The 21,894-nt window shown below is 43.6% G+C and carries 21 protein-coding genes and 1 pseudogene; 10 read left to right on the plus strand and 12 right to left on the minus strand.

Going from position 1 to position 21,894, the window contains the following annotated elements:
- Nucleotides 1–117 precede the first annotated feature (117 nt).
- The gene (locus AB4589_RS04435) at nt 118–1,005 is read left to right on the plus strand and encodes a DMT family transporter (RefSeq protein ID WP_372099515.1); all 888 of its coding nucleotides are present in this window, start codon (nt 118–120) and stop codon (nt 1,003–1,005) included.
- A gap of 88 nt (nt 1,006–1,093) precedes the next feature.
- On the opposite strand, the gene AB4589_RS04440 is transcribed toward AB4589_RS04435, so the two are convergent.
- A complete protein-coding gene (locus tag AB4589_RS04440) occupies nt 1,094–2,008 on the minus strand; it encodes a LysR family transcriptional regulator (protein WP_017097566.1) in 915 nt (304 codons plus the stop codon).
- 188 nt (nt 2,009–2,196) lie between these two features.
- On the opposite strand from AB4589_RS04440, the gene AB4589_RS04445 reads away from it, so the two are divergent.
- A complete protein-coding gene (locus tag AB4589_RS04445; RefSeq protein WP_372099517.1) occupies nt 2,197–4,269 on the plus strand; it encodes an alkyl/aryl-sulfatase in 2,073 nt (690 codons plus the stop codon).
- 281 nt (nt 4,270–4,550) lie between these two features.
- Nucleotides 4,551–5,360 carry an SDR family NAD(P)-dependent oxidoreductase gene (locus AB4589_RS04450; protein ID WP_371709853.1) on the plus strand — a complete coding sequence of 270 codons (810 nt, stop codon included), beginning with the start codon at nt 4,551–4,553 and terminating at the stop codon, nt 5,358–5,360.
- Nucleotides 5,361–5,527: 167 nt separating this feature from the next.
- Here AB4589_RS04450 and AB4589_RS04455 read toward each other — a convergent pair whose 3' ends face one another.
- The gene (locus AB4589_RS04455) at nt 5,528–6,229 is read right to left on the minus strand and encodes a biotin/lipoate A/B protein ligase family protein (RefSeq protein ID WP_371709852.1); all 702 of its coding nucleotides are present in this window, start codon (nt 6,227–6,229) and stop codon (nt 5,528–5,530) included.
- A 302-nt stretch (nt 6,230–6,531) separates the two neighbouring features.
- On the opposite strand from AB4589_RS04455, the gene AB4589_RS04460 reads away from it, so the two are divergent.
- From AB4589_RS04460 to AB4589_RS04480, 5 genes and pseudogenes are all read left to right on the plus strand, one after another.
- Entirely contained in the window at nt 6,532–6,729 is a 198-nt protein-coding gene (locus AB4589_RS04460; RefSeq protein WP_102248951.1) for a hypothetical protein, read from the plus strand.
- Nucleotides 6,730–6,853: 124 nt separating this feature from the next.
- Nucleotides 6,854–7,051, plus strand: a pseudogene (locus AB4589_RS04465) (IS110 family transposase); the annotation flags it as partial.
- 134 nt (nt 7,052–7,185) lie between these two features.
- Entirely contained in the window at nt 7,186–8,085 is a 900-nt protein-coding gene (locus tag AB4589_RS04470) for a homocysteine S-methyltransferase family protein (protein WP_371709851.1), read from the plus strand.
- A gap of 113 nt (nt 8,086–8,198) precedes the next feature.
- Nucleotides 8,199–9,209: a Gfo/Idh/MocA family protein gene (locus AB4589_RS04475; RefSeq protein ID WP_371709850.1), complete on the plus strand. Its 1,011-nt coding sequence runs from the start codon at nt 8,199–8,201 to the stop codon at nt 9,207–9,209.
- 10 nt (nt 9,210–9,219) lie between these two features.
- Complete coding sequence (locus AB4589_RS04480; protein WP_372099519.1) at nt 9,220–10,728, plus strand: SgrR family transcriptional regulator; 1,509 nt, start codon at nt 9,220–9,222, stop codon at nt 10,726–10,728.
- Here AB4589_RS04480 and AB4589_RS04485 read toward each other — a convergent pair whose 3' ends face one another.
- Together AB4589_RS04485 and AB4589_RS04490 are read right to left on the minus strand one after the other, a co-directional pair.
- Complete coding sequence (locus tag AB4589_RS04485) at nt 10,729–12,180, minus strand: glutathione synthase (protein WP_372099539.1); 1,452 nt, start codon at nt 12,178–12,180, stop codon at nt 10,729–10,731. It lies immediately after the preceding gene.
- 123 nt (nt 12,181–12,303) lie between these two features.
- On the minus strand, nt 12,304–13,251 hold the full coding sequence (locus AB4589_RS04490) for a LysR substrate-binding domain-containing protein (protein WP_372099521.1): 948 nt from the start codon (nt 13,249–13,251) through the stop codon (nt 12,304–12,306).
- Between the two features lie 120 nt (nt 13,252–13,371).
- Here AB4589_RS04490 and add point away from each other — a divergent pair, with 120 nt between their 5' ends.
- Nucleotides 13,372–14,370, plus strand: coding sequence for an adenosine deaminase (add, locus tag AB4589_RS04495; RefSeq protein ID WP_371709847.1), 999 nt, complete (start codon nt 13,372–13,374; stop codon nt 14,368–14,370).
- A gap of 330 nt (nt 14,371–14,700) precedes the next feature.
- Nucleotides 14,701–15,276 carry a sugar O-acetyltransferase gene (locus AB4589_RS04500; RefSeq protein ID WP_135442169.1) on the plus strand — a complete coding sequence of 192 codons (576 nt, stop codon included), beginning with the start codon at nt 14,701–14,703 and terminating at the stop codon, nt 15,274–15,276.
- A 93-nt stretch (nt 15,277–15,369) separates the two neighbouring features.
- Here AB4589_RS04500 and AB4589_RS04505 read toward each other — a convergent pair whose 3' ends face one another.
- The 8 genes from AB4589_RS04505 to AB4589_RS04540 all read right to left on the minus strand — a co-directional run bounded on the left by AB4589_RS04505 (nt 15,370) and on the right by AB4589_RS04540 (nt 21,573).
- Entirely contained in the window at nt 15,370–15,768 is a 399-nt protein-coding gene (locus AB4589_RS04505) for a hypothetical protein (protein WP_372099524.1), read from the minus strand.
- A gap of 8 nt (nt 15,769–15,776) precedes the next feature.
- Nucleotides 15,777–16,196, minus strand: a complete 420-nt coding sequence (locus tag AB4589_RS04510; RefSeq protein WP_372099526.1) for a hypothetical protein — start codon at nt 16,194–16,196, stop codon at nt 15,777–15,779.
- A gap of 56 nt (nt 16,197–16,252) precedes the next feature.
- Complete coding sequence (locus tag AB4589_RS04515) at nt 16,253–16,876, minus strand: HAD family hydrolase (protein ID WP_371709846.1); 624 nt, start codon at nt 16,874–16,876, stop codon at nt 16,253–16,255.
- 229 nt (nt 16,877–17,105) lie between these two features.
- On the minus strand, nt 17,106–18,530 hold the full coding sequence (locus AB4589_RS04520; RefSeq protein ID WP_371709845.1) for an aspartate kinase: 1,425 nt from the start codon (nt 18,528–18,530) through the stop codon (nt 17,106–17,108).
- A gap of 79 nt (nt 18,531–18,609) precedes the next feature.
- Complete coding sequence (locus AB4589_RS04525) at nt 18,610–18,996, minus strand: ectoine synthase (RefSeq protein WP_372099527.1); 387 nt, start codon at nt 18,994–18,996, stop codon at nt 18,610–18,612.
- Nucleotides 18,997–19,009: 13 nt separating this feature from the next.
- Nucleotides 19,010–20,275, minus strand: a complete 1,266-nt coding sequence (gene ectB, locus AB4589_RS04530) for a diaminobutyrate--2-oxoglutarate transaminase (protein WP_009845970.1) — start codon at nt 20,273–20,275, stop codon at nt 19,010–19,012.
- Nucleotides 20,276–20,310: 35 nt separating this feature from the next.
- The gene (gene ectA, locus AB4589_RS04535) at nt 20,311–20,844 is read right to left on the minus strand and encodes a diaminobutyrate acetyltransferase (RefSeq protein ID WP_009845971.1); all 534 of its coding nucleotides are present in this window, start codon (nt 20,842–20,844) and stop codon (nt 20,311–20,313) included.
- A 468-nt stretch (nt 20,845–21,312) separates the two neighbouring features.
- Entirely contained in the window at nt 21,313–21,573 is a 261-nt protein-coding gene (locus AB4589_RS04540) for a DUF5062 family protein (RefSeq protein WP_009845972.1), read from the minus strand.
- Nucleotides 21,574–21,894: the final 321 nt, after the last annotated feature.

The following is a 21,894-nucleotide window of genomic DNA, read 5'->3' on the forward strand; positions in this document are numbered from 1 at the left end:
ATAGTCAGTTCCGTTATCAAAATGCCAACAATTAGCTGCACAGTATTAACATCTAAATTTGTGCAATACATAGCTTTGATCCATAGTCGGTGTTTTACACAATCTGAGATTCAAACTGTGAGCTTTTTAAAACTGATACTACTTGCGGCTATATGGGGAGGCTCGTTTCTTTTCATGAGAATGGCGGCCAATCCATTAGGGCCCGCAGTCTTGATTGAAGCGCGAGTTCTGTTTGCAGCACTTACTCTGCTTTTAGTTTCTTTTTATTTAAAAAAGAAGCTCTCTTTACATGATCACGCTAAACACTTCTTCATTCTCGGGCTGTTTAACACCACACTTCCTTTTTTGCTTTTCGCTTATGCCGCGCAGACACTTAACGCCTCGACACTCGCCATCTTGAACTCTACCGCGCCAATATGGGCGGCAATCATTGGTGCGATATGGACTAAAACAGCACTCGAGGCGAAAGTTCTATTGGGACTTGGGATTGGGGTAACGGGAGTTGGCGTGTTAGTCGGTTGGGATGCGATGAACATTGGCCGTGAGGCTATGCTTCCTATCTTTGCAGCAGTGATGGCGGCCTTTAGCTACGGAATAGCGTCAAACTATACCAAACAAGCCTCTAAAGTTGAGGCATTCAACAATGCTCATGGCAGCATGTGGGCTGCGGTGTTGCTGGTTTTGCCATTTGTATTCTTTATTCCGATGAGAGAAACACCCGACGTTACGATCACTACGTCGGTTATCTTATTAGGCGCGGTATGTACTGGGTTAGCGTATCTACTTTACTTCAATCTCGTCTCTGAACTCGGCGCACCTTCAGCCCTGTCCGTGACCTTCATCATTCCGGTATTTGGTATTCTCTGGGGTAACTTGTTCTTAGATGAAGCAATTGGCATCAATACGATTGTTGGTTCAATTCTGGTTATCACCGGCACCATGTTGGTGACAGGAATGTCGCCAATGAAAATGTTCAAAACAGCTCGTCAGAAACGCGCACAATAAGTTGATTGAATCCCAAAAACCTAATTAAAACCCTCAAGTAACAGAGACAAAAACGGCCTCCAAAAGGAAGCCGTTTTTCATTGAATCGTTAACAACTTTGAGAGCTCGTCATGTATTGTTGAATCTTGGTTCTTAACCATTGATGTGCCGTGTTTAAGTCTGTTCGTTTATGCCAAATCATATACTGTTTCATCGGCAAGACCTCAAAAGGTTGCTCGAGCACTTGCAGTTGGAATCGCTCCGCAAACTGATTAGCAAAACCTCTAGATGTACTACCAACACAGTCGGAGCCAGAGACCAACACACACATCGTCATTAATGAATCACATTCGGAACTGACTTTTCGCTGCTGTATCGGATTTTTTGTAAAGTAATCCGCGGTGTAAAGGTGAGAGCGACGCATTCTGAAGGTGATGTGTTTCTCATGATAATACTGCGCTTCCGTTACCGAGCCATCAATCCTTGGATGCCCTTTCTTGGCGATCAGCACGAGCTCATCTTCAATCACTTGCTGGTTCATATAACCATTCACTTGTGGATAGTGAATATCGATCGCTAAGTCGGCTTGCTGCATGCTCAAACTCTGCAACAGATCTTCTTCATTACTTGGCACCATATTGAATTCAATTGAGATATTACCAAGCGTATCGTCCTTTTCCACAAGGGGCTGAAGCTTGGTTAAACCGATCTCGTTGACCAGAATTCGAAACACATGATGTTGCTGATTATCAAACTGCTTTAAGGTACTGACAGCGCTGGTTATCCCGTCCAGTGCGGGCTCTACACGTAACGCCAACTGCATCGCTGCATTGGTCGGTGTTATACCTCTACCCTCTCGAATAAAAAGGTCTGTACCCAATTGTGCTTGCAGCCGTTTCAAAGCGCCACTGACTCCAGGTTGAGTCATACCAAGCGATTCTGATGCAAGCGTGATCGACTTTAATCGATACACTTCTAAGAACACGCTCAGTAGATTTAAATCCAACTTTTCCATGTCGCTCACCGTTACTCTCCCTGTCAATGTGCTCTTAATCAATCATAGGTCAGGTTTTATCTTCGTTCCCTAACCATTGCACGACTCAATACATAGCCAATCGTGATGTATTAACTAAAGCTTACTTTATTTTTTGCTATATGTCTTAGGCATATAATTTCCTCAACGAAACGAAATCCCGAATTGAAGAGGCACCTATGACTCCATCACGCACTTTCAAAAATGCATCACTGTTCCTAGCAATCTCTCTTGCGTTCCCAGCTGTTGCAGCTAACCATGACCACGCGCACTTTAGCGTAATCGGCGATCAGGGTGGCAAAGACGCGACCGAGATGACGAAGAAAGCAAACCAAGAATTCGCGAAAACGCTTAACTTCGAAGACACTCGCGCGTTCGACAATAACAACAAAGGGTTGATTGCGAGCTTCGATCAAGAAACTGGCGATATTATTCGTAACAGCTTCAACTTCATCGACCCTAGCGTGAACAATGCCGACCAAGCGCCCGATTCAGCGAACCCTTCGCTTTGGCGTCAAGCCGTGCTGAACCAAGCTGCTGAAGGTTTGTACGAAGTTGTCCCGGGTAAGGTTTACCAAGTACGTGGTGCCGATTTAGCGTCTATTTCTTTCATCCGCAGTGACAATGGTTGGATTGCTTACGACGTTCTTCTCACAAAGGAATCAGCAGCTAAGTCATTAAAGTTCTTTAAGAACAACGTGCCTGATGGCGGCGACTTACCTATCGTAGCGATGATTTACTCACACTCACATGCCGATCACTTTGGTGGTGCACGAGCAATCAAAGAAGCCTACCCAGACGTAAAAGTGTACGGTTCTAAAAACATCACTAAAGAAATCGTCGACGAAAACGTACTGGCAGGTAATGCGATGTCTCGTCGTACCGCTTATCAATATGGCGCAACACTGAATCGTCATGAGCACGGTATTGTGGATGCGGCACTCGCGAAAGGCTTGTCGACAGGCACCATCACTTACGTATTGCCGGATTACGAACTTAACCATAGCGAAGAAATTGAAACGCTGGTTATCGACGGCCTAGAAATGCAATTCATGGATGCATCAGGCACTGAAGCGGCATCAGAAATGGTGACCTATATTCCAAGCATGAAGGCACTTTGGACTGGTGAGCTAACGTATCAAGGCATGCACAACCTCTACACATTACGCGGTGCAAAAGTACGTGATGGCTTGAAGTGGTCTAAGAAAATCAACGAGATGTTGGTCACTTGGGGTGAAGATACCGAGGTGCTATTTGCCTCTCACTCATCGCCAATTTGGGGCGAACAAGAAATCTCTGACTACCTAAAAATGCAGCGTGACGCTTACGGTTTCACTCATAACCAAACACTTCGCCTTGCGAACAATGGTGTTGTTCTGCAAGACATTGGCGACGAGATCTACAAAGTCATGCCAGACAGCATTCAACAGTCTTGGCACACCAATGGTTACCACGGTACTTACTCTCACAATGCTCGTGCGGTGTACAACATGTACCTTGGCTACTTCGACATGAACCCAGCCAATCTGAACCCGCTACAAATTCACCCAGAGTCGGTTAAGTTTGTTGAATACATGGGTGGCAGTGACGCGGTGATTGAAAAAGCGCAGCAAGATTTCCAAGAAGGTGAATATCGCTTCGTTGCAACGGCACTTAACAAGGTTGTCCAAGCGGAACCTGAGAACAAGAAAGCGCGTGGTTTACTGGCCGATACTTATGAACAGCTAGGCTACCAATCAGAAGGCGCGGGCTGGAGAAACATCTACCTAACGGGTGCTCAAGAACTGCGTATCGGCACACAACCGGGCGCACCAAAAACGGCTTCTCCGGATGTATTGGCGAACATGACCATCGAAAACTTGCTGGATTACTTAGCGGTAAAAGTGGATTCATTGAAGGCGCAAAACACGCCGTTTACCATGAATATCCAATTACCTGACGTGAAAGAGTTCTACTACGTAGAGATGTCGAATGGCAACCTGAACAACATCCAAATATCAGAGCTGCAAGATGCGGATACCACACTGATCATCAACAAATCAGATGTATCAGACATCGTACTGAAGAAAACGACACTCAACCAATTATTGGAAGATGGCCAAGCGGGCGTGAAAGGAGACAAAACATCGTTGAACAAACTGCTGTCTTCATTGACTGAAGCTGATACCTCTTTTGAGATTGTTCCTCGTCCAAACAAAGGCGAAGAAGTTGATGCAGAGTTGTACCAAGATTCACACGAGCACGCTCACTAAGCAGCTCTTAGGTAAAATAATTACAACGTCAAACTGGCCTAAATAGGCTGAAACAAGGCTAATACGACCAAGCCTCAACCATTAAACTGGTTGAGGCTTTTTTGATTTGAGCTTTACTCGATATCAAGAAAATAAAATGAAAAGCCACACCCTTGTTTCACGGTTTCTCAATCGTAATACACATCCGTACTTTCTATATCTCAGCATGTGAAGTAGTAGAAACTTTGTGCAATCAAACTTTGTTATAAAAGTTGTCCGGACTCTTTATTCAAGGAAGGAAGATGCGAAAAAAGATCATGATTACAGGTGCGACAGATGGTATCGGTTTAGAGACCGCGAAAATGTTAGCCCAACAAGGGCATCACATCCTTATCCATGGACGTAACCCAACAAAACTCAGCAAAGTAGAAGCCGGCCTTTCTCGATTATCCAAGGATGCGATTATCGAAAATTATGTTGCTGATCTCTCTTCTCTTTCTGAAGTTAAAGCCCTCGCCAACCAAATAAAGTCGAAGCATGAACAGCTCGATGTACTCATTAACAATGCTGGCGTCTACAAGGTTTCCGAGATCACCACCAAAGACAATCTCGATGTCCGATTTAGCGTCAACACCATTGCCCCTTATTTGCTGACTCAAAAGCTGCTACCACTTTTTGATGCCAACGGTCGCATCATCAATCTATCTTCAGCCGCTCAGTCATCGGTCGATCTCGAGGCACTTGTCAGCCCAAATCCTGACGCTTTAGATGGCCCCATCTACGCACAAAGTAAATTGGCGTTAACGATGTGGTCAATCCATCTTGCGCACCAATTAGGAGATCAAGGCCCCCTAATCATTCCCGTTAATCCGGCCTCATTTCTTGGCAGTAAATTGGTTAAAGATGCGTATGGTTTGGAAGGTAATGACTTAGGGATTGGCGCTGATATCTTATGCCGAGCGGCACTATCGGAAGAGTTTTCTAACGCTTCAGGGAAGTATTTTGATAATGACTCAGGGCTATTTAAAGACCCTCATGCTGATGCATTAAATACGGAGAAAAATCAGAAGTTGGTGACGACTCTCGACCAGTTACTTGCAGAACAGCTCTAGCTAATGCCACGCTCACGAGCCAGATACAATGAGTGCTCCGTATTTAGGAGCACTCCACAACCCAAAGTTGTCTGATGTGGTTACGACAGAGCTCCAGCAATTGTTTAGATAGAATTGAAATGGTTCATCCACCCGACAAGTTAACTGGTGTTAGCGAAAGGAAGACATTACGCATACTTGATAAAAGCTTGGCTTAACTCCTGAAAGAGTGAGTCTACGTTGGGTAGGTGTGTCAAATGCGCGGACAACGGAGTATGAACCTGCGCATCCACCACGGTTGGGTTATCGCAAATTTGATTATAAAAATTCACAGGCGCAACGATGTTCTCTAGGTCGACACCCAACAAGATACAGGCTTGCGAAAGTACAATTTGACCGCCTCCTTGTTTAAGCAATACACGCTGAGCAGTGCCCACTATTTTTTGTTTATTGATATTGAGGTTGTAGTCACCATCACAATAAGAACCGGGGGTTGCGTGTACCTCCACATCGATACCCAGTTCTTTAAAAAACAGGGTTAAGATATCGCATAAATGTCGATACGCTTTTTGGATGTTGTAGGCTTCATCGCGAGGCCAATGGTAAATGTGCGATAGGTTAATGATCCCCGGCAGTTGGGGAACGGGAGCGCCACCTGTTTTTCGCGAGGTGAGTTGCCAGCCTTGTGCCGCAAGTTGCTTTCTAGACTCTAACGTCACTGGCCACTTTTTACCTGCAGGCAAAACGAGTGTCGGTGTTTTTGCTTGCCAGAGCATTAAGGCTTGTCCAATCTCACCGGCCTGTATTTGCTGCAATAACTCATCTTCTTTTTTAAACGCACGATCAACATCAATGTGCGGGTAACGTACGAGTTTATTCGTTAACTTCAATGCACTTTCCTCTGCAGATTGTAGTGACCTAGTATTTGACGTTCTGGCATGGCGATGAGATAAGCATATATCCAAAACCCAATCGTACAATTTACTTAATAAAGTGGCTTCGGGCTTGTTCAACACTTGGGATTTAGTGTTGGCTGCGCTGCGCAACACCTTAATCCTTATTTGTTATAGCGATTTTCCGACAGCCATACCAAACCAATAATAAAGCTAATTATCAATAGATTAAGCCTCTTTTATATTAGGTGTATTTATGATAAACCATAGCTCTGACTTACACTATTGATGGAGGCGATATGTCAGAAGATAACTATATTACATGTGATGACTGCGGTACCGAATATCCAGAAGAAGATGGCTATTGTGTATATTGTGATGAAACTAGACCACCTAAAGGTGCTGAATGCGAATTTTGTGAAAATCCAGCTACTAGTTACGTCCAAGATCACCCTGTTTGTGACGACCATTATGAAGATGCGTACCCGATAGACTAACCGACCTCTGACGCCCTAATATATTTGTGTTAGGGCTCTCAATCGTCGCTATAACGAATGACATGAATTCCCCCTACCGAGGATCTGCCACACTGATGTGGTACTTAAATGCATCGGAGGAACCCTGTCTGATTATTCTTATTTCTGCAGTATCGACCGAGCTAAGAACCACTTTAGCCTTCATGCCATAGACCAAAATGGTAAAGTCTTACTTCATAAGTCGGTAACTCGCTCTAAACTGCTGACTAAAATAGCAAATATGCCACTCATACGTATAGATATTGATGCGTGTGATGGTGCACATTATTGTCAAAGAGCGATCTAAATTATGCCGTGTATCTCCCTGACAGTCCGACACCTTTTCTCGATAACACACAGTCTTGATAGCTTCTGTCTGGCAAGGTTGTCTGATATGGTGGCGGCAGAACTTCAGCAATTGTTTAGATAGTATTGAATATGAAAACACTGACCATACTTGATGGCGGCATGGGCCGAGAACTGAAAGAAATTGGCGCGCCATTTTCTCAACCGCTTTGGAGTGCTCAAGCGCTGATTGAAGCACCCGATTTTGTCAGCCAAGCGCATCAAAATTTTGTCGATGCAGGTGCTGAAATCCTGATCACCAATAGCTACGCCTGTGTGCCTTTTCACTTGGGTACAGAGCTGTTCGAACAACGAGGCTTTGAACTAGCCGCGCTGTCTGGTGAGCTGGCTAAAGCAGTTGCTGACAAGGCTTGTCAAACAGTGAAAGTTGCGGGCGCGATTCCACCGCCATTTGGCAGCTACCGACCAGACTTATTTAAGGTCGAAGAAGCGGCGCCAATCATTCAAACGCTTTACGATGCCCAAGACCCGAACATCGACCTTTGGATAGCAGAAACCATCTGTAGCCTGCAAGAGTTCGAATCCATTCATGCGGTTCTTAAGCAGTCAGATAAACCGTGTTATTACGCCTTTAGCTTAGAAGACACCAAGGGCGATTGTGGCAATATTCGTTCTGGCGAAAGCGTAACAGACGCCATCAAACTGGCCTGCCAATCAAACGCGACAGGCATAATGTTTAACTGCTCAGTGCCTGAAGTGATGGATCAAGCCATTATCGATGCTAAGAAAGTGATTGGTGAGCTAGGTAGTGATTTAGAAATTGGTGTCTACGCCAATAACTTTGCACCGATCAGTAGCGAACATGAAGCTAATGATATGCTTCAAGAGATACGTGAACTGGATGGCCAAGGTTATTTAGTTTACGCAAAACGCTGGCACGCGCTGGGAGCGAATATTATCGGTGGTTGCTGCGGTATTGGACCAAAACACATTCAAGCACTAGCCGATTGGAAACGCTCCACACAGAGCTGATCCCGAGCTTCAACTAGAATAAAATAAATAGAGAACAGGTTGAGAAATCTGTTCTCTATTTGTATGTGGCGTCTCTGAGTACACTGAGACAAAACAACGATTTGGAGCAACTGATGAGCGACACGCAACGCAAAATTAAATGGGGCATCGCAGGGCTAGGCAATATCGCCAATCGATTCGCGACTGCAGTCACAGAGCACTGTCTGCATGGTGAGCTTTATGCGGTTGCCGCGAGAGACCATACACGCGCAGCCACATTCGCCAACAAGTTTGGTTGCGACAAGGCTTATGGTTCTTATGAAGAGATGGCGAATGACCCAGCAGTAGAAGCGGTTTACATCGCCACCGTTCACCCATACCACCAGCCACTCGCCGAACTGTTTCTAAAGAACAATAAGCACATATTGGTCGAGAAGCCGGCTTTTACCAACCTTGCTGACTGGCTTGAGATGAAAGCCCTTGCGAAACAAAATGGCGTGATGCTGTTAGAAGCGATGAAAACCGTGGTGTTTCCCGCGTATCGTGAGCTCCAATCATTCTTGGTCGATAACCACATTCAAATAGATTCAATCGAAGCCAGCTTTGGTAACCATCACGACTATGAGCCCGATTTGTTTATCTTCAATCCGGATTTGTCAGGCGGAGCAACACTCGATGTTGGGGTCTATGGGCTTTGGTTCTTCTACGACCTATGTCGAGCGTTGGGTGTGAACCCTTCAAAACCTCAGGTAAAGATGTCGTGTCTTTATGAGGGGGCAAATGTTGATACCGATGCGTGCTTTACCTTCTCTGGTGATATGAACGGTAAGATATCGGCATCAACAGTGCAAAACCTTCCCCGATCAGCACACTTGACTGGGCCCGACACTAAGATCACCATTCACGAAAAATGGTGGAATCCGGCCTTTATTGAGATTGAACATCAAGGGCAGAAGTCGACCATCAATAACCGAGTTACGGGAAATGGATTCGAATTTGAAATCGACCATTTTTCAGACTTGGTGCTTCAAGGCAAAACTGAGTCGGATATCCTAAGCTCAGAGATAACCTCTCGAGTTCTCGATACGATGGAAAAAGCACTCATTGACTCTGGCTATCCACATTTAACTCAACCTCGTCGTTAGGAAAAGCAAATTGGGCAACCTTAAGCGCAAGCTTGAACTGTATGAAAAGATATTTCAGGCTTTTGGGCCTGGAGTATCACACTGTCAGGTCAACCAACTGGCCACACTGCTGCACGTGAGTGAACGTCACGTTCAGACCTTACTCAAAGCGATGACAGCGCAAAGTTGGATTAAGTGGCAAGCCAGCTCAGGTCGCAGCAAGAAGGCACAACTCACGTGTCTGGTTGAACCCATTGAGGCGTGTTACCAATACGCACAAGCCCAAGCTGACGCAGGCAACATAGAACAGGTGTTTAGCACCTTAAGCTTCAACGGCCGCAATGCTGGCGCTGAGTTGCAAGCCTTTCTAAGCAGCACCAATCCGTCGGCGCAAAATATCGCGTATATCCCTTTTCACCGAGAGCTAGAGGCTCTTCACCCTCAACGAGTACTTAGACGTACCGAGCGTTTTTTAGTGATGCAAATTTGCCAACGCCTAACCTCAGTTAAGCATGGTCAACTCAGCGGCGATTTGGCTTATCATTGGCAGCCTAATGAAGATGCGACACTGTGGCACTTTCAGATTCGTAATGGTGTTCAGTTTCATAACGAAAGAACTCTCGAACCTCAAGACATAGCGCGCAACCTTAACTCACTCTGCCAAAGCAAAATATGGCGTCGCTGTTATCAGCATATTGATGAGGTCTCTGCCTCGGCAGGTAATGTGGTTGTCGTAAAATTGAATCAACCTGATTGGCATTTACCGCGCTTACTTTCCAGAGTTGAAGCCTCCGTATTTAATCCCTCATCACCGACTGATAGGTTGATTGGTTCTGGCGCGTTCTCATTAAACATATTCTCGAGCAAGATGTTGAGATTAAGCCGTAATAGCGCGTATTCACACAGCACTCCGATTCTCAACCGAGTCGAATTGTGGGTCTATCCAGAATGGGCACAGAGTAAAGCTTGCGCTCAAAATCAGGTGTGCGTGAAACTGCCCGAAAAGACCACCAACGTGCGTGGCGATGACCATACACCTCAACAGGATTTTGGCTCAACGTTTTTCAAGATTCAAAACCCAGCATTAACTAAGTCACTTCGTGAATTTACTGTAGAAGACACCTCTGAATGCCAAGCCCTTTTCGATCAGTTGTCAGTGTCTGGCGACCACAAAACCAACGTGGAACATGGCCACTACCTAACTACCAAAGACGTCGCGCTATGCAGTATTATTGATGAGAACGACACCTTCACTGCGTGGTTAAGCTTTTTCACTCGCTTCCCCTTTGATGACTTAGCGCTGTCTACTGAGATGCTAGAGACAATCGAACAAGGCTTAGCCTCAATAAAAAGCCAGCCAAACTTTGAGTTAGCAATGAATGCACTGTTGGTGCTTCGGCATTGGTTGCATGACTCTGGGGTTGTAATTGAGCTCAAGCAAGAGGTGTTCAATTTGGAAATTTCTGAAAAGATACACAGCGCGCAAGTCAATGGTTTCGGTTGGTGCGAACTCGATCAGTTGTGGATTAACCATTTGTAACTAATCAATCAACACCAACGAATCTAGAATGCCTTTGCCGCTGTGGATCCCGCCTTCGTTTTCGCTGGCTGGTTTACTGCGGATCAAGTAGCCCGCGTAGCCGTCCAGTTCGGTCACTGGCTTCCCTTGGTAGTAAGCGGTGAATAGGCCGACCTCGCTGACTAAGTCTGTCACCAGCATTTGTTGAGTGTCACGCACTGCAATGGTTGGTACGTCGCGTTCGTGTGGATACAAGCGCTGCATCAATGCCCATGCATCGTACTCTTCTGGCTTAAGTTGGCTCAGTTGTTCGCTAATGTCGTCACCAAAGACACAATGGCCACCGCCCTCGCCTTGGTTTTTTAACACCCACTCTTGTTTAATCGCCACGCTATTGAACCACTCGATAGTATCGGTATTAATTGGCTTCATATCAGCCAAGACACTTTTCACCAGTTCTGCTTCTTCTAACGTTAAACCCCAGCGTGCGTATTCTGACGCAGGCATCATGGTCAGCAGCATTTGCATGGTTTTACTGGTCGCTAATTGTTGGCTTATGGTCGCGTTCATTGCGACATGGTGTTGCTCCATAAACACGCGCGTTTGGCTTAGTGTATGACAACAAACCGATTCGTTGAGTTCTGGTGCCCAGTAGTCTGAATACTGATAGCCAGCTCTTAGGTAGACCACATCGACAGCGCCGACATCTTGCAATAACAAACGTTGGTCATCACCCGATGAAAGCTGACAGCTCAGTTGTTCAAAAGTGCGACGAACCGTACGTACACCCTGCTTTTGCAGTTCAATTTCGAGTAGGTGTTGGTCGCAAACATTGTCTTCATTCTTTTGTACTACCATCAAGAATGTTGGCTTATCTGAATCATTAAAGTCAGCTCGCACTTTTCTTGCTGAAGTCGCAATACCATAAGCCAACTGCGTTAAGCCTTGGTTTTCAGCAGGAGTTGCAGATTTATCTTCAAGCCAGCTCTGATAAGTCTCAGGCCATTGATTTTGCATGTAATCATGGAACTCTGTGGCCTTTTGCCCAAACGGAGCCATACCTGCAGCAATGCCATTAAACTCGATCACTTTCGCGCCATGTTGGCGATCGTCCATGAAGTCAGTACGCATTAATAACAACGGTTGGCGAGCAGGATTCAAGCGTTCATCCGCACTGCCATGCGCTTGTTGATGCAACTCCATCAAGCGGCCAAAAAACGGATCAGCTTTGGCCATATCACTCAGTGATGACTTCAAGAATTCATGATCTTCGGAAACATTGCTGATTAACTTGGTGATCAGCGGTGTTACCTTCAGCAAGTGTTCATACACCTCACGATCCATAGTCATAGGAGCAATGCTGAAAGGACAATGCCTAGCGGTATTATCTGACTGGCGAAACGCAACACCGTGCATGATCGCCCACTCACACGCGTCTTCAATAATTTGTTGCGGAATCAATGACGTGAGCATTGGATTCATTTTAGTCTCTCACTATTAACTGGAATTAAGCGCTCTACTAAGACGATGCCCATTCTAAAAAGACGAAAAAAAAGCGAAAAACCTTTCACTTCTTTGAATACTTCAGTTAATGACTCACATCTGAGTGTCTTGGGTCTTATTGACGATCAGATCGCGCAACCATTTGTGGCTCGGTTCTGAATCGAAGTATTTATGCCACAATAGGAACAAACCTCCCGGTACCAAATCGACCGGAACAGCCTTCATCACCAACTCTCCGCTATCAATGTAATCGCGTACCGAGTTGTATGGGTAACACATAAGTAAATCACTCTGCTTACACAGCTTAATGGCACTGGTGATGTCTGAAACATTAGCGGCTTTGTTGATTTCAAGCTGCTTTGAGTTAAGCACTTCCATCAATAACCAGTCACCCGCTCCACCCGTCACCAACTGTATGTGTCGATACTTCAAGAAAGTGTCGAGGTTCCACTCTTCCAGCAAGGCTGGGTGGTCATTTCGCATCAAACACACCGAGTAATCCAAGCACAGTTCCACGTAATCCAACTCGTCAGGGATACACTGCACGTGGGTAGAAGCGCGCTCATCTAGCTCAAAGATACCGATACCAAAATCCACTTCACGTTTCAGTAAGCGCTTGAAGCTGTCACTGCTCCACGTTGAACTGTTGATGGTGATGTGAGGCGCATCTGCAAGTGCCGTAGGCATAAAATGCGGGTAAATCGCCGTGTACGCGGTTTCGACAAGGTCTATAGTAAAGGTACGCTCACTGTCTTTAGGGTCGAAAACTTCGGGAACAGTCAGCTTTTCGATCTGCAGTAGAATTTGGTGGATCTTAGGCGCTAACGCGAGTGCTTTGGGTGTTGGGAATAGACCCTTTGATTCACGCTCAAACAGCGGATCATCAAACAAAGCTCTGAGCTTAGTGAGCTGTTTACTTACCGCAGACTGGCTCAAAAAGAGTCGATCAGCCGCTTTGCTCACACTTCGTTCTTCAATCAGAACGTGCAAGCAAAGCAGCAAATTCATATCGCATTTAAGTAAGCTTTTAACATCTACCATGATATTCCCTAAATTCAGGTTAATGATGATTAATTGTCACTTTAAATCATATCATTGTCTTGGTAAATTTAGCGCATGTGAGTTAAAACACTCAAAGAATAATAGAATTAAGGAATACTCATGGATTTTCTAGCACTACCAAAGATTGATTTACACTGCCACCTAGACGGAAGTGTTCGCCCAGATACGATTATTGACCTAGCAAAACAGTACAATATCGAACTACCTGAAGATCGCGACGCGGTTGTTCAATCTCTAACTGTGCCAGAAGATTGCAAAAACCTAGATGAGTACCTGGCTTGTTTCAGCCTGCCACTACAAGTAATGCAGACTGAAGAAGCAATTGAACGTATCTCTTTTGAGCTTTACGAAGACGCTGCACTAGAGAACGTTAAATACCTAGAAGTTCGTTTTGCGCCAATCCTGCACGTAAACAAAGGCCTGTCTCTTGATACGATCATTGCAAGTGCAGTAAAAGGCATGAAGCGTGCTGAAGAGAAATACGACATCAGAGGCAACTACATCATGTCTGTGCTTCGTATGTTCCCTAAAGATTCGATCAAAGACGTAATCGACGCAGGCCAACCCTACCTAGGTAAAGGTGTTGTGGCGTTTGATATCGCAGGCGGCGAAAAGCCAAGCTTCTGTGCTGAATTCCCTGAATACACACAATACGCTCTTGAAAAAGGCTACCGCATTACCGTGCACGCTGGCGAGCAATGGCATGGTCAAAACGTTTACGATGCAGTGACAATGCTTGACGCTGAACGCATCGGCCACGGTGTTCACATCCAAGGTAACGAAGACGCATACAACATCGTTAAAGAGAAGCAAGTTGCGCTTGAAACTTGCCCAACAAGTAACGTTCAAACTAAATGTATTCACAAATTCAGCGACCACCCAATTGCTGAATTCAAGAAAGACGGCATCGTTGTTACGATCAACACAGACAACCGTACTGTGTCGAACACAACCATGACCAACGAAGTGAAGCGTGTGTGTGAAACATTCGGCCTAACAAAAGAAGACTACGTAGAAATCTACAAATACTCAGTCGACAGCGCTTTTGCTTCAGACGAAGTGAAACAGCACCTAATGGGTTTCGTTGAGCAAATCTAATTTGGCAAAGCGCGCCTTTTGCTGAATAGCAGGGCTCACTTAGCATTAGTGCTTAAAGCACAAAACAGGAAGAGAAAGGCTGACGCTTTTCTCTTTTTTTATGCCTGAAAATCGCTAATCTTGCTGTATTCGTCATTTATACCAATCACAGTAAGTAAGTGATCATAAATAGCGCAGGAAAAAGGCTTAAGAACAAGGCAGAAATTTTCGATAAGTAGTTATTCTACAATCAAAATTTCTAACGCAGTTATTGAGCGTTTTAACCAGCTAGGATGACCAGTTATTTACTACGATTAGTATTAAACCGAGACTCTCGTAAAGTGGATAAGCATGAGTAATAAAAACAATAAAACTGAACTAGAAAAAATGCTATCTGGACAAGTGTATGATGGTGCAGATCAAGAAATTGATACCATGCGTGCCAATGCCAGAAAGTCGCTAATGGCTTTCAACAACTACCAAGATCCAGCCCAGCAACACACATTGCAAGAGCAGCTATTTGGTAAGGTTGGTAATAGCAGCTTAATCCAGCCCCCTTTTCATTGTGAGTTTGGCAAAACCATAGAGATTGGCGACGACACCTTCATTAATATGAACGCAGTAATGCTAGATGGTGCGAACATCAAGATCGGTAACAATGTTTTAATTGGACCAAGTGCCCAATTCTATACGCCATCACACTCCCTTGATTATCGTAGCCGCCGTAAATGGGAAACCTTCTGTTTACCAATAACAATCGAAGATGATGTGTGGGTTGGCGGTAATTCAGTGATCAACCAAGGCGTGACTATTGGGGCTCGTTCAGTGATTGCAGCTAACTCTGTGGTCAACAGCGATGTACCACCAGATTGCCTATACGGCGGCACACCTGCAAAATTGATTAGATATTTGAATACTGAACAATAAAGCTAAGTAGAAGAATAGAGCTCACCAGTAGAATAAAGCTACTTAGAACAACGAATAGAAAAAGAGGCGATGTACATATCACCTTTTTTTTGATTAGTTAGACGTGTCTCTTCTATCGAATGGATTTCGTTCCATGGCCTTTTCATACTCACTTTTCGGGCTACTCAAGTACGTGGTTTTGACGAACTTTTCCCAATCAGAAAACAGCGATTCTATTGGTTGCTCTGTAAGTTGTGATGGATCACCATTGCTTTTAATGAGATCAACAAACGCCTCCTCCCCCCATGAACGTTCAATAAACTCACCGACCGTATAGCCAAGCTCATAAACAGCTGAGCTACTGTTCGGCTTATGGTATAAATCCTGAACTAGCCCATCGAAACGGCGACTGATGGCAGTCCTGTTATTGACGTGAAACCAATAATCTTCAGATTTGTAGATAGCGATAGCTTCCCAGAACCAACGCGGATTATTCGCAAAGTTCGGATTCACTTGCAAAGTCAGTAAATGTACGAACTCATGCAGTGCGGTTTTATGGATCTCACCACCAAAATAGAGCAGCCTAATTTCATTGCTTTTAGGGTCAAGAAAGCATATCGATACCCTATGCTCCGCTCCTGCTCATCCAAATAGGCTTTTTGGTTTCGCCATACTCTCACCGTTATGACCGGTATTGAATCAAGGCCGAAGCTTTTCATCAAAGGAGCCTGTTTGAGCAATAGCTCGTTGTGAATACTTGGAATTATCGAAGGTGAGGTTCCATCGTAAAGGACATACTTAAACTGCCCTTTATCTGATTCATAGCAATTGTGACAGGGTTCTTCACCTTGCATCTGCAGCATTGCTGCCACAATAAGAACCAATCCAGATAAAGCGAGAACCAAAAAAGTGATCATTGATCTTACTGAGTATTTTTTCATCTTGTTAAACCCTTAAAAAGAAGAGTTAAATCGTTAACCCGAAATCATCAAATCCGTTAACGATTCAAATCAATACCCAGTGCAAGCAATTCTCTTTCACACTGAAACACATCATTAAACTGGATACCGGTAATACCTGCAGCTTTCGCCCCTTCTACGTTGCAAGGCATATCATCAATGAACACCGTATCTGAAGCCTCAAGACCATGTTGGGACAGTAGAGCATGATAAATTTCAGGTTGAGGCTTGAGCATGCCCAACTCTGCCGATACCGTTGCACCATCAAACAGTGGCCAAAACTCGTAGGTGGCTTTTAGGTACTCAACAATCTCAACCACGTTATCGGTTAACGCATACACAGCATAACCTGCTCGTTTTACTTGCTTGATGAGGTCAATAGAACCGTACAGTAAGATCTGCGTTTGCTTAACGTAATAGAACAGGCGCTCGCACTCTAATGAAGATAAATCTAACTCTTGTTGGTAGCGAAGTTTGGCTTCATTTTCGGTTAAGAACCCTTTGTTCAAATCCAACCAAGTCGTACTTTGGAAAATTGAACGCGCTTGGGTTTCCAGATCATCAAGTTCCCCGAAAGTCAGGCGAGTAATTTCTAGCGGTGACCAACGTACAATCACATTGCCGACGTCAAATACCACATTTTTTATTTGATGAGTACTCATACCTTGCTCCTGAATTATTCGCGTGAAATAACAACAACACCGACATTAAATGCCGCACCTTAAAGTTCATAACCTTGTTTTACAAAATAAGGACTGAAATCACAATATGTCATCGAGCAGGTACGAAAAAGGCCATCATAAAAATGGCCTTTACACAAAATTTTTTGCAGTCTCAACCCTACAGATCAAACGTTCAGTTAGTCGATGGGATGGGCTCACCGCTCTTTATTTAAGCAGCATTCACTGATGATGTGACCTTTTGCTTTTGTTCAAAAAACTCTTCATGTAATGCACAAATGGCCTCTTGATACTTATCGTCGCTCACAACAAATTGTACATTCACGTTTCTCATCGACGAATGTAACGCAATGGGCGTAACACTATTGCTCATCAAAGCCAATACGCCATTCGCTAGCGTTTTATTGATGTCAATTTGAGACCCGATCGCCGAAATGATAGCGACCATACGTCCCGAAATAGATGCTTTCGGATATCGCTTCTCTGCCTTATAAAACACCTTATTTAAACTTTCTGAACTGCCGCCTAGATAATACGTAATAGAGTTAGCATTCATCTCTTTTCCGATAAGGTTAACTCTCGCATCCGCGATAATTTCCATTAGTTCATAACTGACGTTATCAGCCTTACCGACCATCCCCTGATCAAATACATGCAATGCATATACTTTCTGCTTTCCGGCAATAATCTCTATCTGATTGGTGTCTGGACGGTAATCTGAAGAAATCAGTGTACCTTCATGCTCTGGCTCAAAAGTGTTCTTTATTTGTAGTTCGATTCCACTCTCGCGCAACCCTGCTGCGGCATTAGAATGAATAGCTTCCATACCAAGGTTTGCTAACTGATCGGCAACATCATAATTAGTCGCTCCAATTGGTTTAACTGAGCTAACCCCAACGACTTTTGGATCGGCCGAACTAAAGTGATACTCCTTATGAATAATAGCCAGTGATGCCTTGGTCATAGTCGCGATACGGCTAAACGTCATCTCACTGTAACCACGATCATAAGTATGCATCAAACCTTCTTTACAATAGGCATAACCCGTCACTATAGGTAGCTCTTCAGCCACATTTATGTCTGAAAAAGCGTCTCTGATGGTATCGTCCAAACTCTGAGGAGTCTTGTTATCCCAACCAGAAAGGTCAACAAAGGTTGAATTAATACCAATATTTTTCAATTTAAGAGCCGTATTGTACGCACTATGTGACTCGCCAATTGAAGAGAGAAACTCGCGGATCTGAGGCAAGTAATGCCTCAATGAAAACTGACCGTATTGACACGTTTCAAGGATATTTGTAATACAGTTCTTCGCTTCTGAAATACGCGACCGGATGAACTTATCAGCACGCGCACGATTCATAGGATCTGCAAAAATATGCTCGTTGATCAACAACATACGGCTTTCAATGTAAGATAACGCTTCTTCCCAAGAATCATCACGCATTGCGATCAATTGATAAACACCTGGCTTGCCTGTTTTTTTGCACTCCAAAAGTGCATCTGTCATCCCGCTATAAGCTGACACAACAAAAATTCGATTGTACGGATTTTTCGGGCGGAGAATAATATTGTCGAGCACAGCATCAAATGCTGTCATGGATGTACCGCCGATTTTTTCTACGGTAAATGTCATAAAAGACCTTAGTTATAGAGAAGCAATAAAGACTAGATAAATGGAAATTGGGGTGAGATTTCACCCCAGAAAAAGTCGGTTAATCAACCAGAGGATAAACGCCGTTTTCATCGTGAACTTCAGCGCCAGTAATTGGCGGATTGAATACACACGCCATAACCATTTCTTTGTTTTTATACGCACGTAAATAGTGTTCATCGTGCTTATCAAGGATATAAAGCGTCCCAGGTTTGATGGGATAAGTCTCACCACCAACCACTTCAATTTCGCCTTCACCACTCATGCAATATACTGATTCTAAATGGTTTTGGTAATGAATATGTGTTTCCGTCGCTTCATAAATTGTCGTGATATGAAATGAAAAACCCATGTTGTCATCTTCCAACAACATGCGAGTACTTTCCCAATTATCCGAAACAATACGTCTTTCGCTATTACGACATTCATCAAGTGTTCTAACAATCATTTTACTGTCCCTATTACGATACTTTCTTGAAATACTTAGTTGCTACAATTTCTACTGAATCTTCGAAGATGGTTAAACCTTGCATCAGTTCCGATTCAGATATCGTCAGTGGGCAAAAGAACTTCACTATTTCATCGTTAGGGCCAGCTGTTTCAATGACCATACCGTTTTCAAAACACGTTTTGGCAATTTCGTCAGCCGTGTTTCCATCTTTACATTCAATGCCAATCATCATTCCACGTCCCTTGCGTTGAACGAATAGCTCTGGGAAACGCTTGATATTGCGTTGAATGACATCATCGACCATGCTTGAGCTACGTTGAATATGATTTTCAAAATCATCATTTGACCAATACATTTCTAACGCTTTCGTAGCGGTAACGAACGCATGGTTATTACCACGGAAGGTGCCGTTGTGTTCTCCCGGCTGCCATTTGTCTAATTCAGGCTTTAATAAAACGACGGCCATCGGTAAGCCATAACCACTTATCGACTTAGACAGAGTGACTATATCTGGCTTGATACCTGAAGGTTCAAAGCTAAAGAACGTACCCGTTCGACCACAACCCGCTTGGATATCATCGACAATGACTAAGATATCGTGAGCTTTACAAATTTTACTCAAACGCTGTAACCACTCATTTGAAGCGACATTCAATCCACCTTCACCTTGAACCGTTTCCAATAAGACGGCTGCTGGCTTATCCATACCGGCAGAATTATCAGCTAACATCGTTTCGAACAATTTTAATCCATCAATGCCAGCGTAACCCTCAAATGGCAAACGCGTAACGTTGTTAAGGTTTGAGCCCGCGCCTTGTCTATGATGTTGGTTACCCGTAGCAGCCAGTGCACCTGCAGTACAACCATGAAAACCATTGGTAAACGCTACAATGCTGCTTCGGCCTTTCACTTTTTTAGCCAATTTAATCGCGGCTTCAACGGCATTGGTTCCTGTTGGGCCAGTAAATTGAACTTTATAATTGAGATCTCTTGGTTCTAGAATTAAGCGAGTAAGTGCTTCTAAGAATTCAGCTTTGGCTTCTGAATGCATATCTAAGCCGTGCGTAATCCCGTCCATTTCAATGTAATCAAGCAAGGCTTGCTTAAGTATTGGATTGTTGTGACCGTAATTGAGAGATCCTGCTCCAGCAAGAAAATCGATGTAACGATCACCTTGTTTCGTTTCAAGCCAGCAACCTTTTGATTTACTAAAAGTGACTGGAAAACTATTCGAGTATGAACGTACGTTAGATTCCTGCTTTTTAAAAATATCCATGATAATGCCGTTATTTAATTCCTATAAGTGTTTGATTATTTAAGGAGGATTCGATAGAGGTATTCGGTATCGTGCTGCCCGTTAAAGTGAAGATTTTCATCTAAGAAAGTAGTCACTTTCCCGGTGTTACCGTTTTTTTCGTCCAGCTTTTTGAACAATGCCCAAGACGCTTGGTTTGATTCAGTGATAGTCGTTTCTATCGCTTCAATGCTCTTTAGGCCCTCTCGTTTAAGTAAGGTGTTCAGCATCTTGTAGGCTAAAGCATTGCCTCTAAACTTAGGCGCCACCGCCACTTGCCAAATAAAGAGAACATTGGGCTCACTGGGTTTTTGGTAACTAGAAATAAAGCCAGCAAGGTCACCTTCATGCTCCACTAAAATACAAGTTTTACTAAAGTGAGTAGACTGCAAGAAATTGCAATATGAAGAGTTAGTATCTAATGGGGGGCACTCTGAAATTAATTGATAAATGTTGTTGCCATCCGAAACTTCTGGCTCACGAAAATTCCATTTTTCAATCATCTTTTCTACAACCTCTGGATACAATATCCAAGGCGCTGACGTAATCATACCGAGACATTTCCTTTGAACTCTAATTAAATTCCTTTTAATTATGAGCATTTCCCATACACAAAGATCAACACATTAGCGCTAAAAATCAAATTTTAGCGACGCAGATCACACTTGCGTAAGTATTATATGTATTAAATAATACTTTGAGTTCTAATGTATTTATTGGGTCGGTATAAATTTGAGAGTCTTGAAGGGAATAGACGAAAGGAAATCGTTAGTGCAATTCATAAAATACAGCGTTCAAGTGCCTGAGTAGGAAGGATAGGAATCAGCAAAAATATCGACGACTCCAATACTGAATAAGGTAAACAGTGACGCTCTAAAAAGAGATGGCTTAGGCTCTAATATTGAAACGCAGATACCTAAAACAAAAAAACCTAGCGTGAGATAGCTAGGTTTTTCAAGTAAACATAAATTGGCAATCAATCAAAAGAAACAAATTCGAATCACTGAGTTAATCGCGAATTACTTCAGGGGATCATTATCAGGCAGAGCCTTGTGGATCCATAGCGCTAAACGCTTCTTAATATTCGCGCCATCAAGCTTACTTTCAGGTAAAGGCGTGATCTGATTAACTCCAACGAGAAACAAGTACACAGCCTTAACTTTTATAGGTTGAGATGAGTGTGGCAAATCAAAGCCTTGTAACTTTGCCATTTTAGAACCGACTTCCAGAGCTTTCTTTAGCAATTTATCTTCATTAATGATCTTCGCGGTTTTCGACATATCATCTCCATCATCTTAATCGAATGAACACTGAGTATATCAAACCGAAAGACTCACAAGATTACTTCGCTCTCAGTTTGAGGAGTCGCTTTGATAAATAACATAAAATTAATCGTCACGTAGATATCAATGTTAATTTCAATAACATTGACGAGACAGATAACAATAAGCAATGGAACTCTTATCAATAATCACTCCCTGAAGAGTACGAAATACCACTACAATCAAATATCCAACAACTGTCATATAATGCACTGTTATTTAACTAGTTTTATATTAACTTTGCTTTAATCACATTTACCGTACCGGCGTTTTTCAAGG

This window comes from Vibrio sp. 10N.222.49.A3, assembly GCF_041475145.1.
In the GTDB taxonomy this organism is placed as follows: Bacteria; Pseudomonadota; Gammaproteobacteria; order Enterobacterales; family Vibrionaceae; genus Vibrio; species Vibrio tasmaniensis_A.

Coding starts and splice junctions, on each gene's coding strand:
- ectB (WP_009845970.1), bottom strand. CDS start 20,275: ATGGATATTTTTAAAAAGCAGGAATCTAACGTACGTTCATACTCGAAT.
- add (WP_371709847.1), top strand. CDS start 13,372: ATGGATTTTCTAGCACTACCAAAGATTGATTTACACTGCCACCTAGAC.
- AB4589_RS04510 (WP_372099526.1), bottom strand. CDS start 16,196: ATGAAAAAATACTCAGTAAGATCAATGATCACTTTTTTGGTTCTCGCT.
- AB4589_RS04540 (WP_009845972.1), bottom strand. CDS start 21,573: ATGTCGAAAACCGCGAAGATCATTAATGAAGATAAATTGCTAAAGAAA.
- AB4589_RS04445 (WP_372099517.1), top strand. CDS start 2,197: ATGACTCCATCACGCACTTTCAAAAATGCATCACTGTTCCTAGCAATC.
- AB4589_RS04485 (WP_372099539.1), bottom strand. CDS start 12,180: ATGCTCACGTCATTGATTCCGCAACAAATTATTGAAGACGCGTGTGAG.
- AB4589_RS04450 (WP_371709853.1), top strand. CDS start 4,551: ATGCGAAAAAAGATCATGATTACAGGTGCGACAGATGGTATCGGTTTA.
- AB4589_RS04460 (WP_102248951.1), top strand. CDS start 6,532: ATGTCAGAAGATAACTATATTACATGTGATGACTGCGGTACCGAATAT.
- AB4589_RS04475 (WP_371709850.1), top strand. CDS start 8,199: ATGAGCGACACGCAACGCAAAATTAAATGGGGCATCGCAGGGCTAGGC.
- AB4589_RS04520 (WP_371709845.1), bottom strand. CDS start 18,530: ATGACATTTACCGTAGAAAAAATCGGCGGTACATCCATGACAGCATTT.
- AB4589_RS04500 (WP_135442169.1), top strand. CDS start 14,701: ATGAGTAATAAAAACAATAAAACTGAACTAGAAAAAATGCTATCTGGA.
- AB4589_RS04525 (WP_372099527.1), bottom strand. CDS start 18,996: ATGATTGTTAGAACACTTGATGAATGTCGTAATAGCGAAAGACGTATT.
- AB4589_RS04515 (WP_371709846.1), bottom strand. CDS start 16,876: ATGAGTACTCATCAAATAAAAAATGTGGTATTTGACGTCGGCAATGTG.
- AB4589_RS04470 (WP_371709851.1), top strand. CDS start 7,186: ATGAAAACACTGACCATACTTGATGGCGGCATGGGCCGAGAACTGAAA.
- AB4589_RS04490 (WP_372099521.1), bottom strand. CDS start 13,251: ATGGTAGATGTTAAAAGCTTACTTAAATGCGATATGAATTTGCTGCTT.
- ectA (WP_009845971.1), bottom strand. CDS start 20,844: ATGATTACGTCAGCGCCTTGGATATTGTATCCAGAGGTTGTAGAAAAG.